We start from the raw sequence: 14,850 nt of genomic DNA, 5'->3' as shown, positions 1-14,850 counted from the left end.
GCCGCGTGTGGACGAAGCCCTGCTGGGCAACTATCCTGTAGGCGAAAAGCCGTTGGCAGGACCAGCGGATGCGGCTGAAGCTGCTTCTTCGTCAGGCAAGACCAGGGCGGTAGCGAATAGGTCGTCGCCACATTCATGAAGGTTGTGGCGAGGTCGTTGCCAGCGTCGGCTCGCGTTCGCGTGATCGGGCTGTGCCGTTCTGGTGCGAATGAGAGGTTGAGCGCAATGGCTTGTTTTCTGGTGCCGGCCGCGGAAGCGGTTGTCGTCACTGTGATCCGACGGCGTGTGGCCAAGCGGCAGGGTTCTGAGCAGCAGGAGTTCGGGGGGGTGTTCTGGCCGCAGGCTCTCGCGTGGCTGTCGAACCTGTTGTGGGGCGGCAGCTTCCTTCTGGCCATTGAGCACATCTGGCACGGGGAAGTGGTGCCATGGCCTCCCTTCCTCACCGCGATGAACAGTCCGGTCGCGACCAGCGAGATGCTCCACGAGATGGCAACAGTCGGGGTGTCCATGGCTGTCCTCGTCACGGCGGTGTGGGCGATCATGGTTGCCGTCAGCACGCGTCGTGCGAAAGCAGCTGCTCACGTCGAGACGGCGGTGAACTGACGGCATGTGCTGGATCATCACGATTGCCGCCGCCGTCGTCACCACCTGGCTGTGGTGGCGCAGCCCGGCGCTTCGCGCCGCTCGCCTCGGTGTGCTCGTCCTGACCTATTGGGGCGCCGCGCTCATGTGGTCGGTGGACGTGGTCGCCAGTGCGATCGCCGGCGAGCCGCCACTGGATCTGGGAACGTCCGATGCCCTTCTTGGGCTCCTAGTCGTGGCTGCCGGCCTGGCGATGTGGGCCGTGGTGGCCCGCCTCGGGCGCCGCGGAGTGGAGGCGGTGCGGTGACGACCACGGTGGCCGTCGACGCGGGCCTGGCGGAGTTCTTCGACCGGAATCGGCATGTCGCACTCGGTTTCTCGGGTGGGGTGGACTCGTCCTATCTGCTGTACGCGGGGCTCGCCTGCGGTGCCGACATCAAGCCCTACTACGTGAAGACCGCCCTGACTTCGCAGTTCGAGTTCAACGATGCCGTGCGGCTGACCGATGAGCTGAACGTCGAGCTCATCGTCCTCGAACGTGACGCGTTGGCCGTCAGATCGATCGCCTCGAACCCCTCGAACCGGTGCTATTTCTGCAAGCTCGGCACTTTCCAGCTGATCGCGACCCGGGCGAGCGAGGACGGGTTCACCGTGATGGTGGACGGCACCAACGCGAGCGACGACGCGTCCGATCGTCCGGGCATGAAGGCCCTCGCTCAACTGGAGGTGCGTTCGCCGTTGCGCGAGGCGGGTCTCACCAAGCAACGGATCCGTGATCTGTCGCACGAGGCCGGCCTGTTCACCTGGGACAAGCCCGCATACGCCTGCCTGGCGAGCCGCGTGCCCACGGGTATCGAGATCACCTTCGACAACCTCCGGCGCGTCGAGGGCGCCGAGGCGGCGCTGCGCGGCCTCGGTTTCAGCGACGTGCGCGTCCGGCTGGACGGGGACTACGCCCGCGTCCAGGTGCCGGTCGACCAGATGTCCCAGGCGATCACACTGCGGCAGGAGATCACCGAGGCCTTGAAACCGCACTTCTCGGTGGTCCTGCTCGACCTCGCCGGCAGGTGAGCGGCGTGGATCAGGCCGAGGTCCGGCGGCTGCTCCAGGAGGTGGCCGAGGGCAGATCGAGTGTGGACGACGCTCTGCTCCGGCTGCGCATGGCGCCGTTCACGGATCTTGGCTTCGCCACGTTGGACGACCATCGCGGCGTCCGGCAAGGGGTCGCGGAGGTCATCTACGGGGCGGGGAAGACCGTCGATCAGATCACGCGGATCGCCTCGGCCATGTGGGAGCGAGGGCAACGGACGATCCTCGTCACCAGGATCGGCCCCGAGACGGCGGAGGCCATCGGAGCGGCGCTGCCGGTCGAGTACTCCGAACTCGGCAGGATCGCGGTCGTGGGAGAAGGCCCGAAGGCCGACGGCTCGGGAACGGTGGTCGTGGTCACGGCGGGGACGAGCGATCAGTCCGTCGCCGAGGAGGCCGCCGTGACCGCCGAAGCTCTCGGCAACCAGGTGACGCGTGTGTACGACGTCGGTGTCTCAGGCCTGCATCGCCTGCTGGCGCACACTGAGGAGATCATGCGGGCCGAAGTGGTGATCGCGATCGCGGGTATGGAGGGCGCGCTGGCGAGTGTCGTCGGCGGGCTGGCCGATTGCCCGGTGATCGCGGTGCCCACGAGCGTCGGCTACGGAGCCTCGTTCGGTGGGGTGGCCGCGCTGTTGACGATGCTGAACTCGTGCGCCAGCGGCGTGAGCGTGGTGAACATCGACAACGGATTCGGCGCCGGGTATCTGGCCAGCATGATCAATCACCGGAGGTCGGGCTCGTGACCATCCTGTACCTCGACTGCGGCATGGGCGCCGCGGGTGACATGCTCATGGGTGCCCTCTACGAACTGGCGGACGACAAGCGAGGATTCCTCGCCGGGTTGAGCGGGTTGACGGTCGCCGGTGTCGAGATCGAGGCACTGGCATCCGAGAAGTGCGGCATCGCGGGCACCCACATGCGCGTCCTGGTCGGCGGCCGGGAGGAACAGAGCCTCGACGCCGTGGACGTTCACGATCATGGCGACCACGACGTGCACCACCACGGTCACGAGCACACGCGTCACGATGATCACGATCACCACGAACATGACCACTACGACCAGGGTGACCGCCACGATCACGACCACCACGAGCACGACGGCGCGCCGGATCATCACCACGACCCGGGCGCACAGAGCCACACCCACACCCACTCGAGCCTGCCCGCGGTGAGCGAGATCATCTCGGGTCTCGGCCTGCCCGAGGAGGTACGGGACGACGCCCTGGCCGTCTACCAGCTCATCGCGGAGGCGGAGGCACACGTGCACCGTCGCCCGGTCGACGAGGTGCACTTCCACGAGGTCGGGACGCTGGACGCGATCGCGGACGTGGTGGGGGTGAGCCTACTCATGCACGAGCTGTCGCCCGACGAGGTCGTCGCGTCCCCGGTGCACGTGGGCAGCGGTCAGGTGTGGTGTGCCCACGGGCTCGTCCCGGTGCCGGCTCCCGCCACCGCGTATCTGCTGCGCGGGATACCGACCTACGGCGGCGAGATCCGCGGCGAGCTCTGTACGCCGACCGGTGCGGCCCTTTTGCGGCATTTCGTCGACAGGTTCGAGCCACAACCGACGATGGCTGTGGAGCGGATCGGCTATGGCATGGGCTCCAAGGACTTTGCGGCGGCGAACTGCGTGCGAGCGATGCTCGGAGGGCATGCGGGAGGCCCCGGGACCGTCATCGAGCTGGCCGTGAATCTGGACGACATGACCGGGGAGGCCATCGGGTTCGCCGTCGAGGAACTGTTCGCGGCGGGCGCGCTCGATGTCTGGACATCCCCGATCGGAATGAAGAAGGGGCGCCCGGCAGTGGTGTTGTCGTGCCTGTGCGACCTGTCGCGCCGGGACGACCTGATCGCGACGCTGTTCCGGCACACCAGCACGCTCGGTGTGCGCGGCACGCCGCACGACCGGTGGACGCTGGAGCGAGCGGTGGAGGACAGGCGGGTCGGCGAGCGGACCGTGCGAGTGAAGCGCGCCTCGGGATGGGGCGTCACGCGGGCCAAGGCCGAGTACGACGACCTCGCCACGCTCGCGCGCGACGAGGGTGTGACTCTGGACGAGGCACGACGACGGGTGGAGGGATCGAGCTGAGACGCGCCCCGATCACCGGGGCGGCGCGGTGCTCGACCTGACCACGAGCGTGGCCGCCAGCTTGATGCGCTGCAGGTGACTGGGATTGCCGGCCGCGATGTTCTGGAGTACCTGGACGGCGAGTCGGCCCATGTCGGCCATCGGCTGGCGGATGGTGGTCAGTGCGGGCGTCATGAGTTCGGTGCCCGGCGAGTTGTCGAAGCCGATGACCGAGATGTCCGCCGGGACGCGCACACCGTGGGACTCGAAGGCCCGGATCGCGCCCAGCGCCATGCGGTCGCTCAGGGCGAAGACCGCGGTCGGACGGTTCGGCAGTTCCAGGATGCGCTCGGCGGCGTCGAAGCCCGATCCGAACGTGTACTGGCCGTCGAAGAGGAGGGAGTCGTCCGGCTCGATCCCGGCATCGGCCAGGCCTGCGCGGTAGCCGTGGTACCTGTCGATGCCCGGGATGAAGCTGGGGGTCCCGTTGATGAGGGCGATCCTGCGATGCCCGAGATCGATGAGGTGCTCCGTGGCGGTCCGGCCGCCCTCCCAGTTCGTCGAGCTGATGGTGACGGTGGCGTTCCGTGAGATGAGGTAGGGATCGATGGCGATGACCGGGATCCTGCGCCTGCGCGCGACCTCGAACACCGGGCCCTCCACCGCGTACACGACTGTCACGATTCCGATGGTCGCCGGGCGCAGGTAGGCGCGTTCCCACTCGATCGCCGACAGCCGTTGGGGCGATTGATGGGATTCGATGTGGGGGACGATGTCGATGCCTCTCCGGAAGCCTTCCTCGACCAGTCCGCGCAGGATCTCGACGCCGTAGTAGGAGTCGATCGAGTCGGTGATGAGGGCGGCGGTCGCGCGTCCCTGCTCGGCCCCTGGGCGACGCTGTGGCATGTACGCGAGATCGTCGGCGGCCTGGACGACGGCCTGGCGTGTCTGCTCGGCGATCTCGCCGCGTCCGCTGAGTGCCTTGGACGCGGTCGCGGTCGACACACCTGCCCGCTGAGCGACGTCCTTGAGAGTGGTGCGTGTCACTGTCGGCTCCTTCCTACCGAAATGTTTCAGGTTCCGAGACCTGGGTCAAGCGGCGCACTCGGAGGAGCCTCGCCGCGGACGATCGTTAGCGGCGAGGCTCCCACAGCGGCAGGAAGTGATGGTGAGTGACGCGGCTCGAACGCTCGCCGACCCGCGCGCGTGCCCGGTGTTGACAGTTCCGGAGCGCGGTCCTATTCTCCTCGCGCTCCGAGACCAGATGTTGCGAAACATTTCGAAGAGTCGAGGCCAATGAAGGCCTGAGGTCGTGACATGGAGCGGACGGTGCTGTTTTCGAGGAAGAAGAGAGTGCGAGATGCCCGGGATGAAGTCGTTGTACTTCGCTCGTGAGAACGAGATCGAACTATGGGACGTCGACGTCCCGACACCTGGTCCGGGGGAGGTGAAGGTCAAGACCGCGTTCGCCTCGATCTGCGCCACCGACATCCACCAGGTCACGCAGGGAGTGCTGGGCGCCAAGCCGCCGATGCCTCTGGGACACGAGACCAGCGGCACCGTCGTGGAACTGGGGCCCGGAACCGAGGCGAGCGGGCTGAAGGTGGGCGACAAGGTGACGTCCTTCCCCGTCGCCGTGTGCGGCCAGTGCCGCAACTGCAAGAGCGGCATGCCCCAGTACTGCCTCAACGCGGCGCCTTTCGGCGGGTTCAGCGAGTATTACGTGACGTCGGTCAACAGCGTCTTCCCGCTGCCTGCGGACGCCGACCTGAAGTCGTTCACCATCACCGAGCCGACGGTCTGCGCCGTCCGGGCGATGGATCTCGTCCCGATCAAGCACGGGCAGACGGTGGCCATCTCAGGCATCGGCGGCATCGGCGCGATCCTCATGAACGCCATCCTGCTGTCCGGGGCGGCGAAGATCACCGTGATCGAGCCCGTGGCCGCGAAGCGGCAGATGGCTCTCGAACTCGGGGCCAGTCACGCCATCGATCCGACGACCCAGGACGTCGTCGCCGAGGCCACCAGGATCACCGACGGTCTGGGCTTCGACGTCGTCTTCGAGGCGTCCGGCTCGCCGCGTGCGGCCCGTCCCGCGTTGGACAGCGTGGCCAAGTGCGGGCGAGTCGTCTACTTCGCCGTCTACCCGCCGGACTACGAACTGGGGCTCAACCTCTACGAGCTCTACTCGAAGGAGGCCTCCATCCACACCGTCTTCACGAATCCCGACCTGTTCCCGCGGGCCATCAACCTGGTCCCGCGTCTCGCGCTGGATCACATCATCGGCCCGGTCATCCCGCTCAGCCGAGCGCTGGAAGGCGTGGAACTCTTCCACTCGGGTCAGTACCCGAAGATCATCCTCGACTGCACGAAGTAGTGCCCACCACAGAAAGGAGATGACATGACCACAGCTGAGACAGCACGGCTCGAGGATCTCGCCTACGAGCTACGGGTGAAGCTCGTCCAGCTCTGCGGCACCTACGAGGGGGCGGTGCACATCGGCGGCGACCTGTCGGCGGCCGATATCTTCACCGTCCTCTACGAATACGCCATGAACGTCGATCCGGACGACATCCGCATGCCCGAGCGCGACCGGTTCGTGCTCAGCAAGGGCCACGCGGCGGTATGCATGTACATCGCCATGGCGATCCGCGGCTTCTTCGACTACGACGAGATCGTCCGAACGTACGGACAGCTCGACAGCGCCTACGGCATGCATCCCTGCAAGGTGCAGTTGCCAGGCGTGGAGTGCTCGACCGGATCGCTCGGGCACGGGCTGGGCCTCGCCGTCGGCATGGCGGCGTGGGCGCGCCAGCAGGGCCGCAGCCACCGGGTCTTCACGCTGATCGGTGACGGCGAGTCGTGCGAGGGATCGGTCTGGGAAGCGGCCATCTCTGCCCGCAGCCTCGGCCTCGGCAACCTGGTGGCGTTCATCGATCGCAACAAGCAGTTCATGACCCAGATGTCGGAGCAGCGTGTCGTCCTCGAACCGTACGAGGACAAATGGCGCGCCTTCGGCTGGAACGTCATCGAGATCGACGGCCACGACATGTCCCAGCTCGTCGACGCCGTCGACGCCCTGCCGTCGTCCGGCTCGGGCCTGCCCACCGCCGTGGTCTGCCACACGGTGAAGGGCAAGGGCGTGGATTTCATGGAGGGAGACATCGGCTGGCACGCCGGATCGGTCAATCAGCGGGATCTCGAGCGGGCGCTGGCGTCGTTGCGCGCGGGGCGAGAGGAACTGGTGAAGTAGATGCCTGTCACATTCAACTTCCGAGACATGCTGTCGGCCCGCTCGGTGATGGGCGACACGCTGGACGCGCTGGGAGCGGCCCATGACAACGTGTGGGCACTCACCCCCGACATCGGCCAGTCCCTCAACGAGTTCAAGCGCAACCATCCGGATCGGTTCATCGACGTCGGCATCGCCGAGCAGAACTGCATGTCCGTGGCCGCCGGCCTGGCCTACGAGGGGGCCATCCCGATGGTCGTCGGCATGGGCATGTTCCTGACGATGCGTGCTTTCGAGCAGTGCCGCACCGACATCGGTTACCCGAACCTCCCGGTGCGGATCATCTCGACCCACGGTGGCATGGTCTCCGGTGGCGGTGCCACCCACTACATGATCGAGGACATCGCGCTGATGACCTCGATCGTGAACATGACGGTGACGGCGGTGAGCGACCCGAACATGGTGCGTGACCTCCTCACACAGTCCATCGACGTCCCCGGCCCCCTGTACATCAGGCTGTCGCAGGGCAAGGCCGACCAGGTGCTCTACCAGCCCGGGGAGCAGGACTACACGATCGGCCGATCGATCACCGCTCGCGAGGGCAGCGATGTGACACTGATCACCTACGGTGAGTTGGTCGCCCAGTGCCTGGACGCGGCCGAGGCCCTCGCCGCGGACGGGATCTCGGCGCGGGTGATCGACATGTTCACGCTCAAGCCGGTGGACAGGGCGGCCATCCTCGCGGCGGCCGAGGAGACCAACGGCATCGTGGTCGTGGAGGATCACCTCGCCTACGGCGGTCTGGCGAGCATCGTCAGTGACACTCTGGTGGACGAGGGCGTGGCCCCGCGAGCATTCCGGCGGCTGGGCATTCCCCAGGTCTACGCCGGCTTCGGCGGGCCCGACGAGTTGCGAGACAAGTACGGTTTCGGCCTTGCCGCGACCATCGAGGCCGTGCGCCAGCTGGCGTAATCCGGACCGGGGCGGCGCGGATCGGGTTCCGTGCTGCCCCGTCGGGGGGCCGCCGATCAGATGCGGGCCCCCGTAACTCCACGTTCCAATCTCCGACGACGCAATGAAGCGTCAGCGAATGGAGGGTCACACGATGGCCGTTGCCACGGTGCCTGAGACAAGCAAGCGAGTATCGCTTTCCGTATGGAGGCGTATGGGGTACGCCTCCGGTGATTTTGCCAACAACATGAGCTGGTCGCTGGTCAGCGGCTACCTGATGTACTTCCTGACCGACGTCGCCCTGCTCTCTGCAGCAGCGGTCGGGACGATGCTCATGGTTCCGAAGGCGTTCGACGCGATCATCGACCCGTTCATCGGGAGCATGGCTGATCGCACCAAGACCCGTTGGGGCCGCTACCGGCCGTACATCCTGTTCGCCTGTGTGCCGATGCTGATCATGAACATCCTGACGTTCTCGACGTTCCCCGATTGGAGCGATCGCGGCAGGTTCATGTGGGCCACGGGAACCTACATCACCCTGGTGGTGCTGTACTCCCTGGTGAACATCCCCTACAGCGCCCTTCCGGCCGCCCTGACCCGGGACGCCAACGAGCGCTCGAGCCTCGCGAGCTACCGGATGACCGGGGCCTTCCTCGCGACGACGATCCTGTCCTTCGGCCTGATCCGGGTCGTGGAATGGGCAGGACAGGGCAACTCCGCGCTGGGCTATCAGCGGGCGGCCGTAATCTTCTCCCTGATCGCCTTCCCCTTCTATCTCATCGCGTTCTTCTCGAACAAGGAGGTCGTCGAGGTCCCGTACGTGAAGGTGCGATACAAGCACCTGTTCGGCGCGTTGCGCGGAAACATCCCGGTGTGGGCGCTGGTGGGAGCGTTCGCCGCCTGGGGAATCCTCCAGGGCGGCATGTCGATGAGGCTCTACTACTTCACCTACAACGCGGGCAACCAGCTTCTGTTCGCGGACAACACCACTATCCAATCGATCCTCAGCGTCGTCGGCGCCTTCTCGATCTCTGCGCTCGTGGTCAAGGTGCGCAATAAACGCACCTTGCCGATGATCGGGTTCGTAGTGGCTGGCATCGCCTGCATCGTGTGCTTCTTCCTACCGATACAGACCCAGACCGGCATCTGGGGATACTACGCGATGAGCGTGTTCATCGGCATCGGACAAGGGATGATCCTGGCCAGCCTGTTCGGCATGGTGCCCGACACCACGGAGTTCACGATCTCGCGGTACAAGGTGCACGCGGCCGGATTCGTGTCGGCTTTCACCACCTTCGCCATGAAGATCGGTACGGCCTTCTCGACGGCCGCCTCCGGTTGGGTTCTCAGCTGGATCGGGTACGAGGCGAACGCCGAGCAGACCTCGAACGCGCTGTTCTGGATCAACTTCAGTGCGCACATCTTCGTCGGTGTCCTGATGCTGGTCGGCGCCCTCTGCCTCCGCTTCTACAAACTCGACAAGTCGACGTACAACAAGATCGTGGACGAGTTGGCCCAGCAGGGCGACGACCAGGTCGTCGAGAAGCTGTGAGCGCGTCCGAGGTCAACGGAGAAAGGGAATAGTCATGCGCACTGTCGCCATCACGAAGATGGGTCGGCTCAACCACCCCGACCTGGATCAGCGCGGCAAGGTTGAGGTGATCGACTTCCCCGAGCAGGAGGTCGGCCCCGAGGACGTCAAGATCCGGCTGGCCTACGCCGCGATCTGCGGCTCCGACCCGCACCTGGCCGAGGGGGCCTTTTCCTGGGACGTTCCGCAGGGGCTCGGCCATGAGGTCTCGGGGATCGTCGAGGAGATCGGCCCCCGGGCCACCGTCAACGGCCTGAAAGTGGGCGACCGCGTGGCCTGCAACTTCCTCCGTTTCTGTGGGACGTGCCACTGGTGCCGTACGGGACGCCAGCAGTTCTGCACCGAGGTGTCGCAGTATCAGCGCCCGGGCATGGCGGAGTACGTGGTCTGGCACGAGTCGCAGGTGTACAAGCTGCCCGACTCGGTCGGCCTGCTGAAGGGCTGCCTGCTCGAGCCGGTCTCGGTGGGCGTGCGGATGATGGACAAGCTCAAGCCGAAGGCGGGTGATCGCGTCCTGGTGTGCGGTGGCGGGCCGATCGGCCAGATCGCCACCCAGTTGCTCGCACGCTACGGGGCGACGTCGCTGACGATGGTGGAGCCGATCGCCGCGCGCCGGGAGCTGGCCAAGGGATTCGGTGCCGTCCATGTCATCGACCCCACCGCCGTCGACGTCGTGGAAGCGGCCCGTGAGATCACCGGCGGGCTGGGGTACGACGTCGTCCTGGACGCGTCCGGGTCGGTCAGGGCCGCGCCGACGCTTCCTCTCGTGACCGCGAGGGGCGGCACGCTCATCTACGGGGCCATGTACCCCAACGAGTTCGAGATGCCGTTCAACATCGCCAAGATCTGCTACTTCAACGAGCTGACGATCTCGGGCCTGTTCGTGTCGCCCTATGCGTTTCCACGGGCGCTCCAACTGCTTCCTGAGCTCGACCTGGACGTCTTCACCCAGGCGGTCTTCCCGCTGGAACGGGCGACCGAGGCGTTCGAGGTCCACATGTCGGGGGCCTACCCGAAGGTCATCGTCCAGTGCAATGAACTGAACTGACCGGCCCACCACCCGACGGCCCGGCGGAGCGATCCCGTATCGTCCCGCCGGGCCGTCGGGCATTCCGGCAGGGGGGACGCGGCCCTCCGTTTGCTTAGGGAAACGCTGATCAACGATCCCTGAGCCTGTCGAAGGGTCGTGGAACTGCCGTCCGGCAACGGGCTTCGACAGGCTCAGCCAGCGTTGCCCACATTGATCAGTGATTCCTTAGTCGTCTGCCCGAGGCGTCGTCGCAGCGGGCGGAGGGCATCCGCACGACTCACGCAGTTCGAGCGAGAAGGGCACACGGACGTCCTTGGGAAGCGAGTGCTCGGGGCTGTCGACGATGTCGAGCGCCGCTTCGGCGATCAGGTCGGTGGGCTGACGCACGGAGGTGAGCGGGGGAATCAGGAACGGGCTCAGTTCGGTGGCGTCGATGGAGACCACGGCCACGTCGTCGGGCACGGTGAGGCCGAGCCGGTGGAGCGCACTGAGCGCCCCGATCGCCTGCGTGTCGTTCGAGACGAAGAGCGCGTCCGGCAGGATCGATTGGGTGAAGAGGTCCATGGTCGCGTCGAAGCCGCCCTGGAAGGAGTACTCGGCGCGGCGGACGAGGTCCTTCGTCTGCGCCGCGGTGTAGGCCGTCGCGTCTCGCCAGCCGCGGTAACGGATGTTGAAGACGTCATGGGCGACCGGACCGAAGACGGCGGCGACTCGTCGCCTGCCATGCCCCAGCAGGTGCCTGGCCGCTTCCCGGGCTGCGGCGCGCTGTGCGATACCCACCGGGACGACGTCCCGGGTGGTGTCGAACCGCAGCACGTTGACGGCCCCGTGCACGACGGACGACGTGGACAGTGAGGTGCCGACGTGTGAGGTGGGCCCGATCACCAGCACGGCCTGGACCCGCCGGTTCCGGAAGGTCTGCAGCATGTCCCGCTCGGCGGAGGGGTGATAGCCGGTCGACCCGACGAGCACGACCTTGCCGCGCCTGGACGCCTGACGTTCCACCTCGGCGACGAGATCGGAGAAGAAGGGGCCGTTGAAATTGGGGACGAGCATCCCGATGGCGTTCGAGTCGGAGCCCCGGAAGGACAGGGCCACCGGATCCGGCTGGTACCCGAGTTCCTCGATCGCGCGCAGCACTCGCTGCCGAGTCTCGTCGGAGACGAACTTGGGTCCGTTGTTGACGACGTAGCTCACCGTGGCCGGCGAGGTCTGGGCGCGCAGCGCGACGTCCGCCCTGGTGGGGTTCCGGCCGGGGGTTCTGGACGACAATTCGAACACTCCTTCGACTACCAGGCGACCGAGCGTCCGGGATCGGTTGCCGCGCCACGATGCACCCGAGGCTGGCTTCGCTGAAGACCAATGCTAGAGCACCCGGCTCGTGTAGCCGGCGCGTCTTGCGCCCGCGGGTCGCTTCGTCCTGGGTCACCACCGTGCGCCAATCAGCCGTCACTAGGTGACTCGGATGCGGACGCGCGCCCCCCCAAAGCCGTTCAGGTGACACGTGGCTTCTTTCTTTCGGTCAGGCTCTTCCAATCGAGGTGATACGTGTCATATAGTGACTAGCGCCTAGCTGGTCGTTGCGGGCAACGATGCCTGAGCCAGCTCTGGGATTCAGTCCAGGAAGGATGGCTTCGTGAGCTATCAGAATGCGCTTTCGGCTGCCACTCCAGACAAATCCAAATGGGAGATGTCAGGCGCCGAGCCGGGATATTACCGGCTCAGATCAAGAGAAATACTCGGCTATTCATCTGTCGATTTCGCCATGAACCTGGTGTTCCAGGCGATCATGATGTACATCACTTTCTTCTACACCGACATCTTCGGACTGCGGGTAGCGGACGTGACTCTGATGTTCTTGCTGTCGAGGTTCGTCGATGCCTTCGCCGATCCGCTGATGGGGACGATCGCGGAACGATCCAATCCGCCCAAGGGCAAGTACAAGTCGTGGGTGGTCTTCGGTGCGGTTCCGTTCGGACTGATGGCCGTCCTGACCTACACCACCCCGGACCTCAGCTACGGGATGAAGATCGTCTGGGCGTACGTGACGTACAACCTGTTGAACATCCTGTACTCGGTCATCATCAACCCCTACATCTCGCTGGCAAGCGTGATGACCGCAGATCCGACGCAGCGCACCAAGCTCCAGAGCATCCGCATGATGTGTGCGCAGAGCGGCGGCGTCATCGTGGCCCTGGCGCTGCCGCTGGTCAGCGGCTGGCTGTCGAGGTTCCTGTCCCTGCAGAGCAGCTACATGACCACGACGGTCTTCCTGGCCGTCATCATGGTCGCCACGCTGTTCTGGGCGTCCACCCAGGTGGTGGAGCGGATCAAGGTCACCTCCCACGAGGATCCGCCGGGATTCAAGGACGTGATCTATCAGCTGACCCACAACAAGTACGTGGTCATGATGTTCCTCCTCTTCTTCGGCGTCTACGGCTTCAACACCGTCCAGTCGTCGTCCGGTGTCTACTACATGACCTACTACGCCCAGCGGCCCGACATGGTCGCCTGGTTCTCGATGATGAACGTGCTGCCGTCGGTGATCGGCGTCCCGATCGTTCCGTGGCTGGTCAAGCGGATACGCAAGAAGGGCACCGTGTTGCTCGGGCTGGCGATCGGTGCCGCCGGTGCCTTGCTGCTCGGTCTGCTGCCACCGTCGAGCATCGTCTTGATGCTGGCCTTCCGCGGTGTCAGCTCGTTCGGCTACGGCATCTTGATGGGCGTTCTGTGGGCGATCATCACCGACCCGGTCGAATACGGCGACCTGCACACCGGACGCCGGCTCACCGCGATCGTCATGACGCTCATCGGGCTGGGGCTCAAGTTCTCGATGCTGCTCGGCGGCGTCATCCCCACCCTGATCCTCGACGTGGTCGACTACGCGCCCGGCGTCGCGCAGCAGACCCAGCAGTCGTTGAACGGCATCCATCTCATGTCGTCCTGGCTGCCCGCGGGCATCCTCATCGTCACCCTGATCATCTTCGGGCTCTCCTACGACCTCTCCGAGGAGAAGGTGGCGGAGATCCAGCACAAGATCGCGGTCAGGGACGGGCTGGTCGAGCCTGTGAACGACGAGGAACGCGCGCTCGTGGCCGAAGGCGAAGCGCTGCGTGCGGCTCGAAATCACGACCACGCCCCACAGCGGGGAGCCGAGCCGGCACCTCTATCGACAATCGATCCCCCTGACGAACGCGAGACAACGGAGGACTCCCAGAAATGAAGTGTGTCAACGTAGTGAAGATCGGCAGTCTGAGGGACCCCGATCCCCAGACCCGGGGCGCCGTCGGCGTCCTCGACATCCCCGAGCAGCCGCTCGGTGACGAGGACGTCCGGATCAAGGTCGCCTACTGCTCGATCTGCGGCTCCGACCCCCATCTGGTCGAGGGGATCTTCGGAACCGACGTACCCATCGGCATCGGCCACGAGCTGTCGGGTGTCATCGCCGAACTCGGCCCGAAGGCGACCAAGAAAGGGCTCAAGGTCGGCGACCGCGTCGCCGGGAACTTCGTCCGCTTCTGCGGCACCTGTTACTACTGCCAGAACGGGCAGCAGCAGTTCTGCGAGTCCCTCCAGGAGTACAACCGCCCGGGCATGGCCGAGACGATCGTGTGGCACGAGTCCCAGGTCTACAAACTGCCGGACGACGTGCCGCTGCGGGTCGGCTGCCTGCTGGAGCCCACGTCGGTGGCCGTGCGGGTGATGGACAAGGTGCGTCCGAGGGTCGGTGAACGAGTCGCCATCTGCGGCGCGGGCCCGATCGGCCTGCTGACACTCCAGTTGATCAAGATCATGGGTGCCACGAGCCTGACGCTCATCGAGCCCATCGCCGAGCGGCGCGAGTTGGCCACGTCCTACGGGGCCGACCACACCATCGATCCCACCACGCAGGACGTCGTCGCCACTGCCCGGGAGCTGACCAACGGTCTCGGCTACGACGTCGTCATCGACTGCTCGGGATCGGTTCGCGGAATCCAGCCGCTTCCCCGGATCACCGCTCGGGGCGGGCGGCTCATCTTCGCCGCCATGTACCCCGGGGGCTACGAGTTCCCGCTGAACATCCACCAGTACTGCTACCTGAACGAGTTGACGATCACCGGCCTGTACATCTCGCCGTACGCCTACCCGCGAGCCGCACAGGTGATGCCGCGACTGGACCTCGCGGCGCTGACCGAGGCCGTCTTCGACCTCGACGACGCCGTGGAGGCCTTCGAGGCCCAGGTCTCCGGCAAGTACCCGAAGGTCCTTATCCGTTGCAACCAGATCGAGGGGGAGTGACCGGTGAACCGGCCACACCCCGGACA

14 protein-coding genes are annotated in these 14,850 nt (G+C 65.7%); 12 read left to right on the top strand and 2 right to left on the bottom strand.

What is annotated here, in order from left to right; translation table 11 throughout:
• Positions 1 to 225: 225 nt before the first annotated feature.
• The 5 genes from FB473_RS09560 to larC are packed head-to-tail and all read left to right on the top strand — an operon-like array spanning position 226 to position 3,763.
• Entirely contained in the window at positions 226 to 603 is a 378-nt protein-coding gene (locus FB473_RS09560) for a hypothetical protein (protein ID WP_167166808.1), read from the top strand.
• A gap of 4 nt (positions 604 to 607) precedes the next feature.
• A complete protein-coding gene (locus tag FB473_RS09555; RefSeq protein ID WP_167166806.1) occupies positions 608 to 889 on the top strand; it encodes a hypothetical protein in 282 nt (93 codons plus the stop codon).
• On the top strand, positions 886 to 1,653 hold the full coding sequence (gene larE, locus FB473_RS09550; RefSeq protein ID WP_208390510.1) for an ATP-dependent sacrificial sulfur transferase LarE: 768 nt from the start codon (positions 886 to 888) through the stop codon (positions 1,651 to 1,653). The genes FB473_RS09555 and larE overlap by 4 nt, the downstream gene beginning before the upstream one ends.
• Positions 1,654 to 1,658: 5 nt before the next feature.
• Positions 1,659 to 2,417: a nickel pincer cofactor biosynthesis protein LarB gene (gene larB / locus FB473_RS09545; RefSeq protein ID WP_167166804.1), complete on the top strand. Its 759-nt coding sequence runs from the start codon at positions 1,659 to 1,661 to the stop codon at positions 2,415 to 2,417.
• Positions 2,414 to 3,763: a nickel pincer cofactor biosynthesis protein LarC gene (gene larC, locus FB473_RS09540; protein ID WP_167166802.1), complete on the top strand. Its 1,350-nt coding sequence runs from the start codon at positions 2,414 to 2,416 to the stop codon at positions 3,761 to 3,763. Before larB ends, larC begins: the two co-directional genes overlap by 4 nt.
• Positions 3,764 to 3,775: 12 nt before the next feature.
• On the opposite strand, the gene FB473_RS09535 is transcribed toward larC, so the two are convergent.
• Positions 3,776 to 4,789 (bottom strand): substrate-binding domain-containing protein, encoded by a 1,014-nt coding sequence (locus FB473_RS09535; protein WP_167166801.1) that lies wholly within the window; start codon positions 4,787 to 4,789, stop codon positions 3,776 to 3,778.
• A 322-nt stretch (positions 4,790 to 5,111) separates the two neighbouring features.
• Between FB473_RS09535 and FB473_RS09530 the strand changes: the two genes are divergently transcribed.
• From FB473_RS09530 to FB473_RS09510, 5 genes are all read left to right on the top strand, one after another.
• Positions 5,112 to 6,119: an alcohol dehydrogenase catalytic domain-containing protein gene (locus tag FB473_RS09530; RefSeq protein ID WP_167166799.1), complete on the top strand. Its 1,008-nt coding sequence runs from the start codon at positions 5,112 to 5,114 to the stop codon at positions 6,117 to 6,119.
• Between the two features lie 24 nt (positions 6,120 to 6,143).
• Positions 6,144 to 6,995 carry a transketolase gene (locus tag FB473_RS09525; protein ID WP_167166797.1) on the top strand — a complete coding sequence of 284 codons (852 nt, stop codon included), beginning with the start codon at positions 6,144 to 6,146 and terminating at the stop codon, positions 6,993 to 6,995.
• Entirely contained in the window at positions 6,996 to 7,946 is a 951-nt protein-coding gene (locus FB473_RS09520) for a transketolase family protein (RefSeq protein ID WP_167166794.1), read from the top strand.
• A gap of 193 nt (positions 7,947 to 8,139) precedes the next feature.
• Positions 8,140 to 9,477 carry an MFS transporter gene (locus FB473_RS09515; protein WP_167166793.1) on the top strand — a complete coding sequence of 446 codons (1,338 nt, stop codon included), beginning with the start codon at positions 8,140 to 8,142 and terminating at the stop codon, positions 9,475 to 9,477.
• 34 nt (positions 9,478 to 9,511) lie between these two features.
• A complete protein-coding gene (locus tag FB473_RS09510; protein WP_167166791.1) occupies positions 9,512 to 10,564 on the top strand; it encodes a zinc-dependent alcohol dehydrogenase in 1,053 nt (350 codons plus the stop codon).
• A gap of 207 nt (positions 10,565 to 10,771) precedes the next feature.
• On the opposite strand, the gene FB473_RS09505 is transcribed toward FB473_RS09510, so the two are convergent.
• On the bottom strand, positions 10,772 to 11,818 hold the full coding sequence (locus FB473_RS09505; RefSeq protein ID WP_167166789.1) for a LacI family DNA-binding transcriptional regulator: 1,047 nt from the start codon (positions 11,816 to 11,818) through the stop codon (positions 10,772 to 10,774).
• A gap of 418 nt (positions 11,819 to 12,236) precedes the next feature.
• Between FB473_RS09505 and FB473_RS09500 the strand changes: the two genes are divergently transcribed.
• Both FB473_RS09500 and FB473_RS09495 read left to right on the top strand, forming a co-directional pair.
• Positions 12,237 to 13,769: an MFS transporter gene (locus tag FB473_RS09500; protein WP_279588639.1), complete on the top strand. Its 1,533-nt coding sequence runs from the start codon at positions 12,237 to 12,239 to the stop codon at positions 13,767 to 13,769.
• On the top strand, positions 13,766 to 14,824 hold the full coding sequence (locus FB473_RS09495; protein WP_167166785.1) for a zinc-dependent alcohol dehydrogenase: 1,059 nt from the start codon (positions 13,766 to 13,768) through the stop codon (positions 14,822 to 14,824). Before FB473_RS09500 ends, FB473_RS09495 begins: the two co-directional genes overlap by 4 nt.
• Positions 14,825 to 14,850: the final 26 nt, after the last annotated feature.

The organism is Brooklawnia cerclae (assembly GCF_011758645.1).
Classification (GTDB): Bacteria; Actinomycetota; Actinomycetes; order Propionibacteriales; family Propionibacteriaceae; genus Brooklawnia; species Brooklawnia cerclae.
The sequence above is the reverse complement of the archived record's forward strand: the minus strand, read 5'-3'. Positions and strand labels throughout refer to the sequence as shown.

Excerpts from the sequence above, each read along its gene's own strand:
- FB473_RS09560 (WP_167166808.1), top strand. The coding sequence starts at position 226 with ATGGCTTGTTTTCTGGTGCCGGCCGCGGAAGCGGTTGTCGTCACTGTG.
- FB473_RS09555 (WP_167166806.1), top strand. The coding sequence starts at position 608 with ATGTGCTGGATCATCACGATTGCCGCCGCCGTCGTCACCACCTGGCTG.
- FB473_RS09530 (WP_167166799.1), top strand. The coding sequence starts at position 5,112 with ATGAAGTCGTTGTACTTCGCTCGTGAGAACGAGATCGAACTATGGGAC.
- FB473_RS09525 (WP_167166797.1), top strand. The coding sequence starts at position 6,144 with ATGACCACAGCTGAGACAGCACGGCTCGAGGATCTCGCCTACGAGCTA.
- FB473_RS09520 (WP_167166794.1), top strand. The coding sequence starts at position 6,996 with ATGCCTGTCACATTCAACTTCCGAGACATGCTGTCGGCCCGCTCGGTG.
- FB473_RS09515 (WP_167166793.1), top strand. The coding sequence starts at position 8,140 with ATGGGGTACGCCTCCGGTGATTTTGCCAACAACATGAGCTGGTCGCTG.
- FB473_RS09510 (WP_167166791.1), top strand. The coding sequence starts at position 9,512 with ATGCGCACTGTCGCCATCACGAAGATGGGTCGGCTCAACCACCCCGAC.
- FB473_RS09500 (WP_279588639.1), top strand. The coding sequence starts at position 12,237 with ATGTCAGGCGCCGAGCCGGGATATTACCGGCTCAGATCAAGAGAAATA.
- FB473_RS09495 (WP_167166785.1), top strand. The coding sequence starts at position 13,766 with ATGAAGTGTGTCAACGTAGTGAAGATCGGCAGTCTGAGGGACCCCGAT.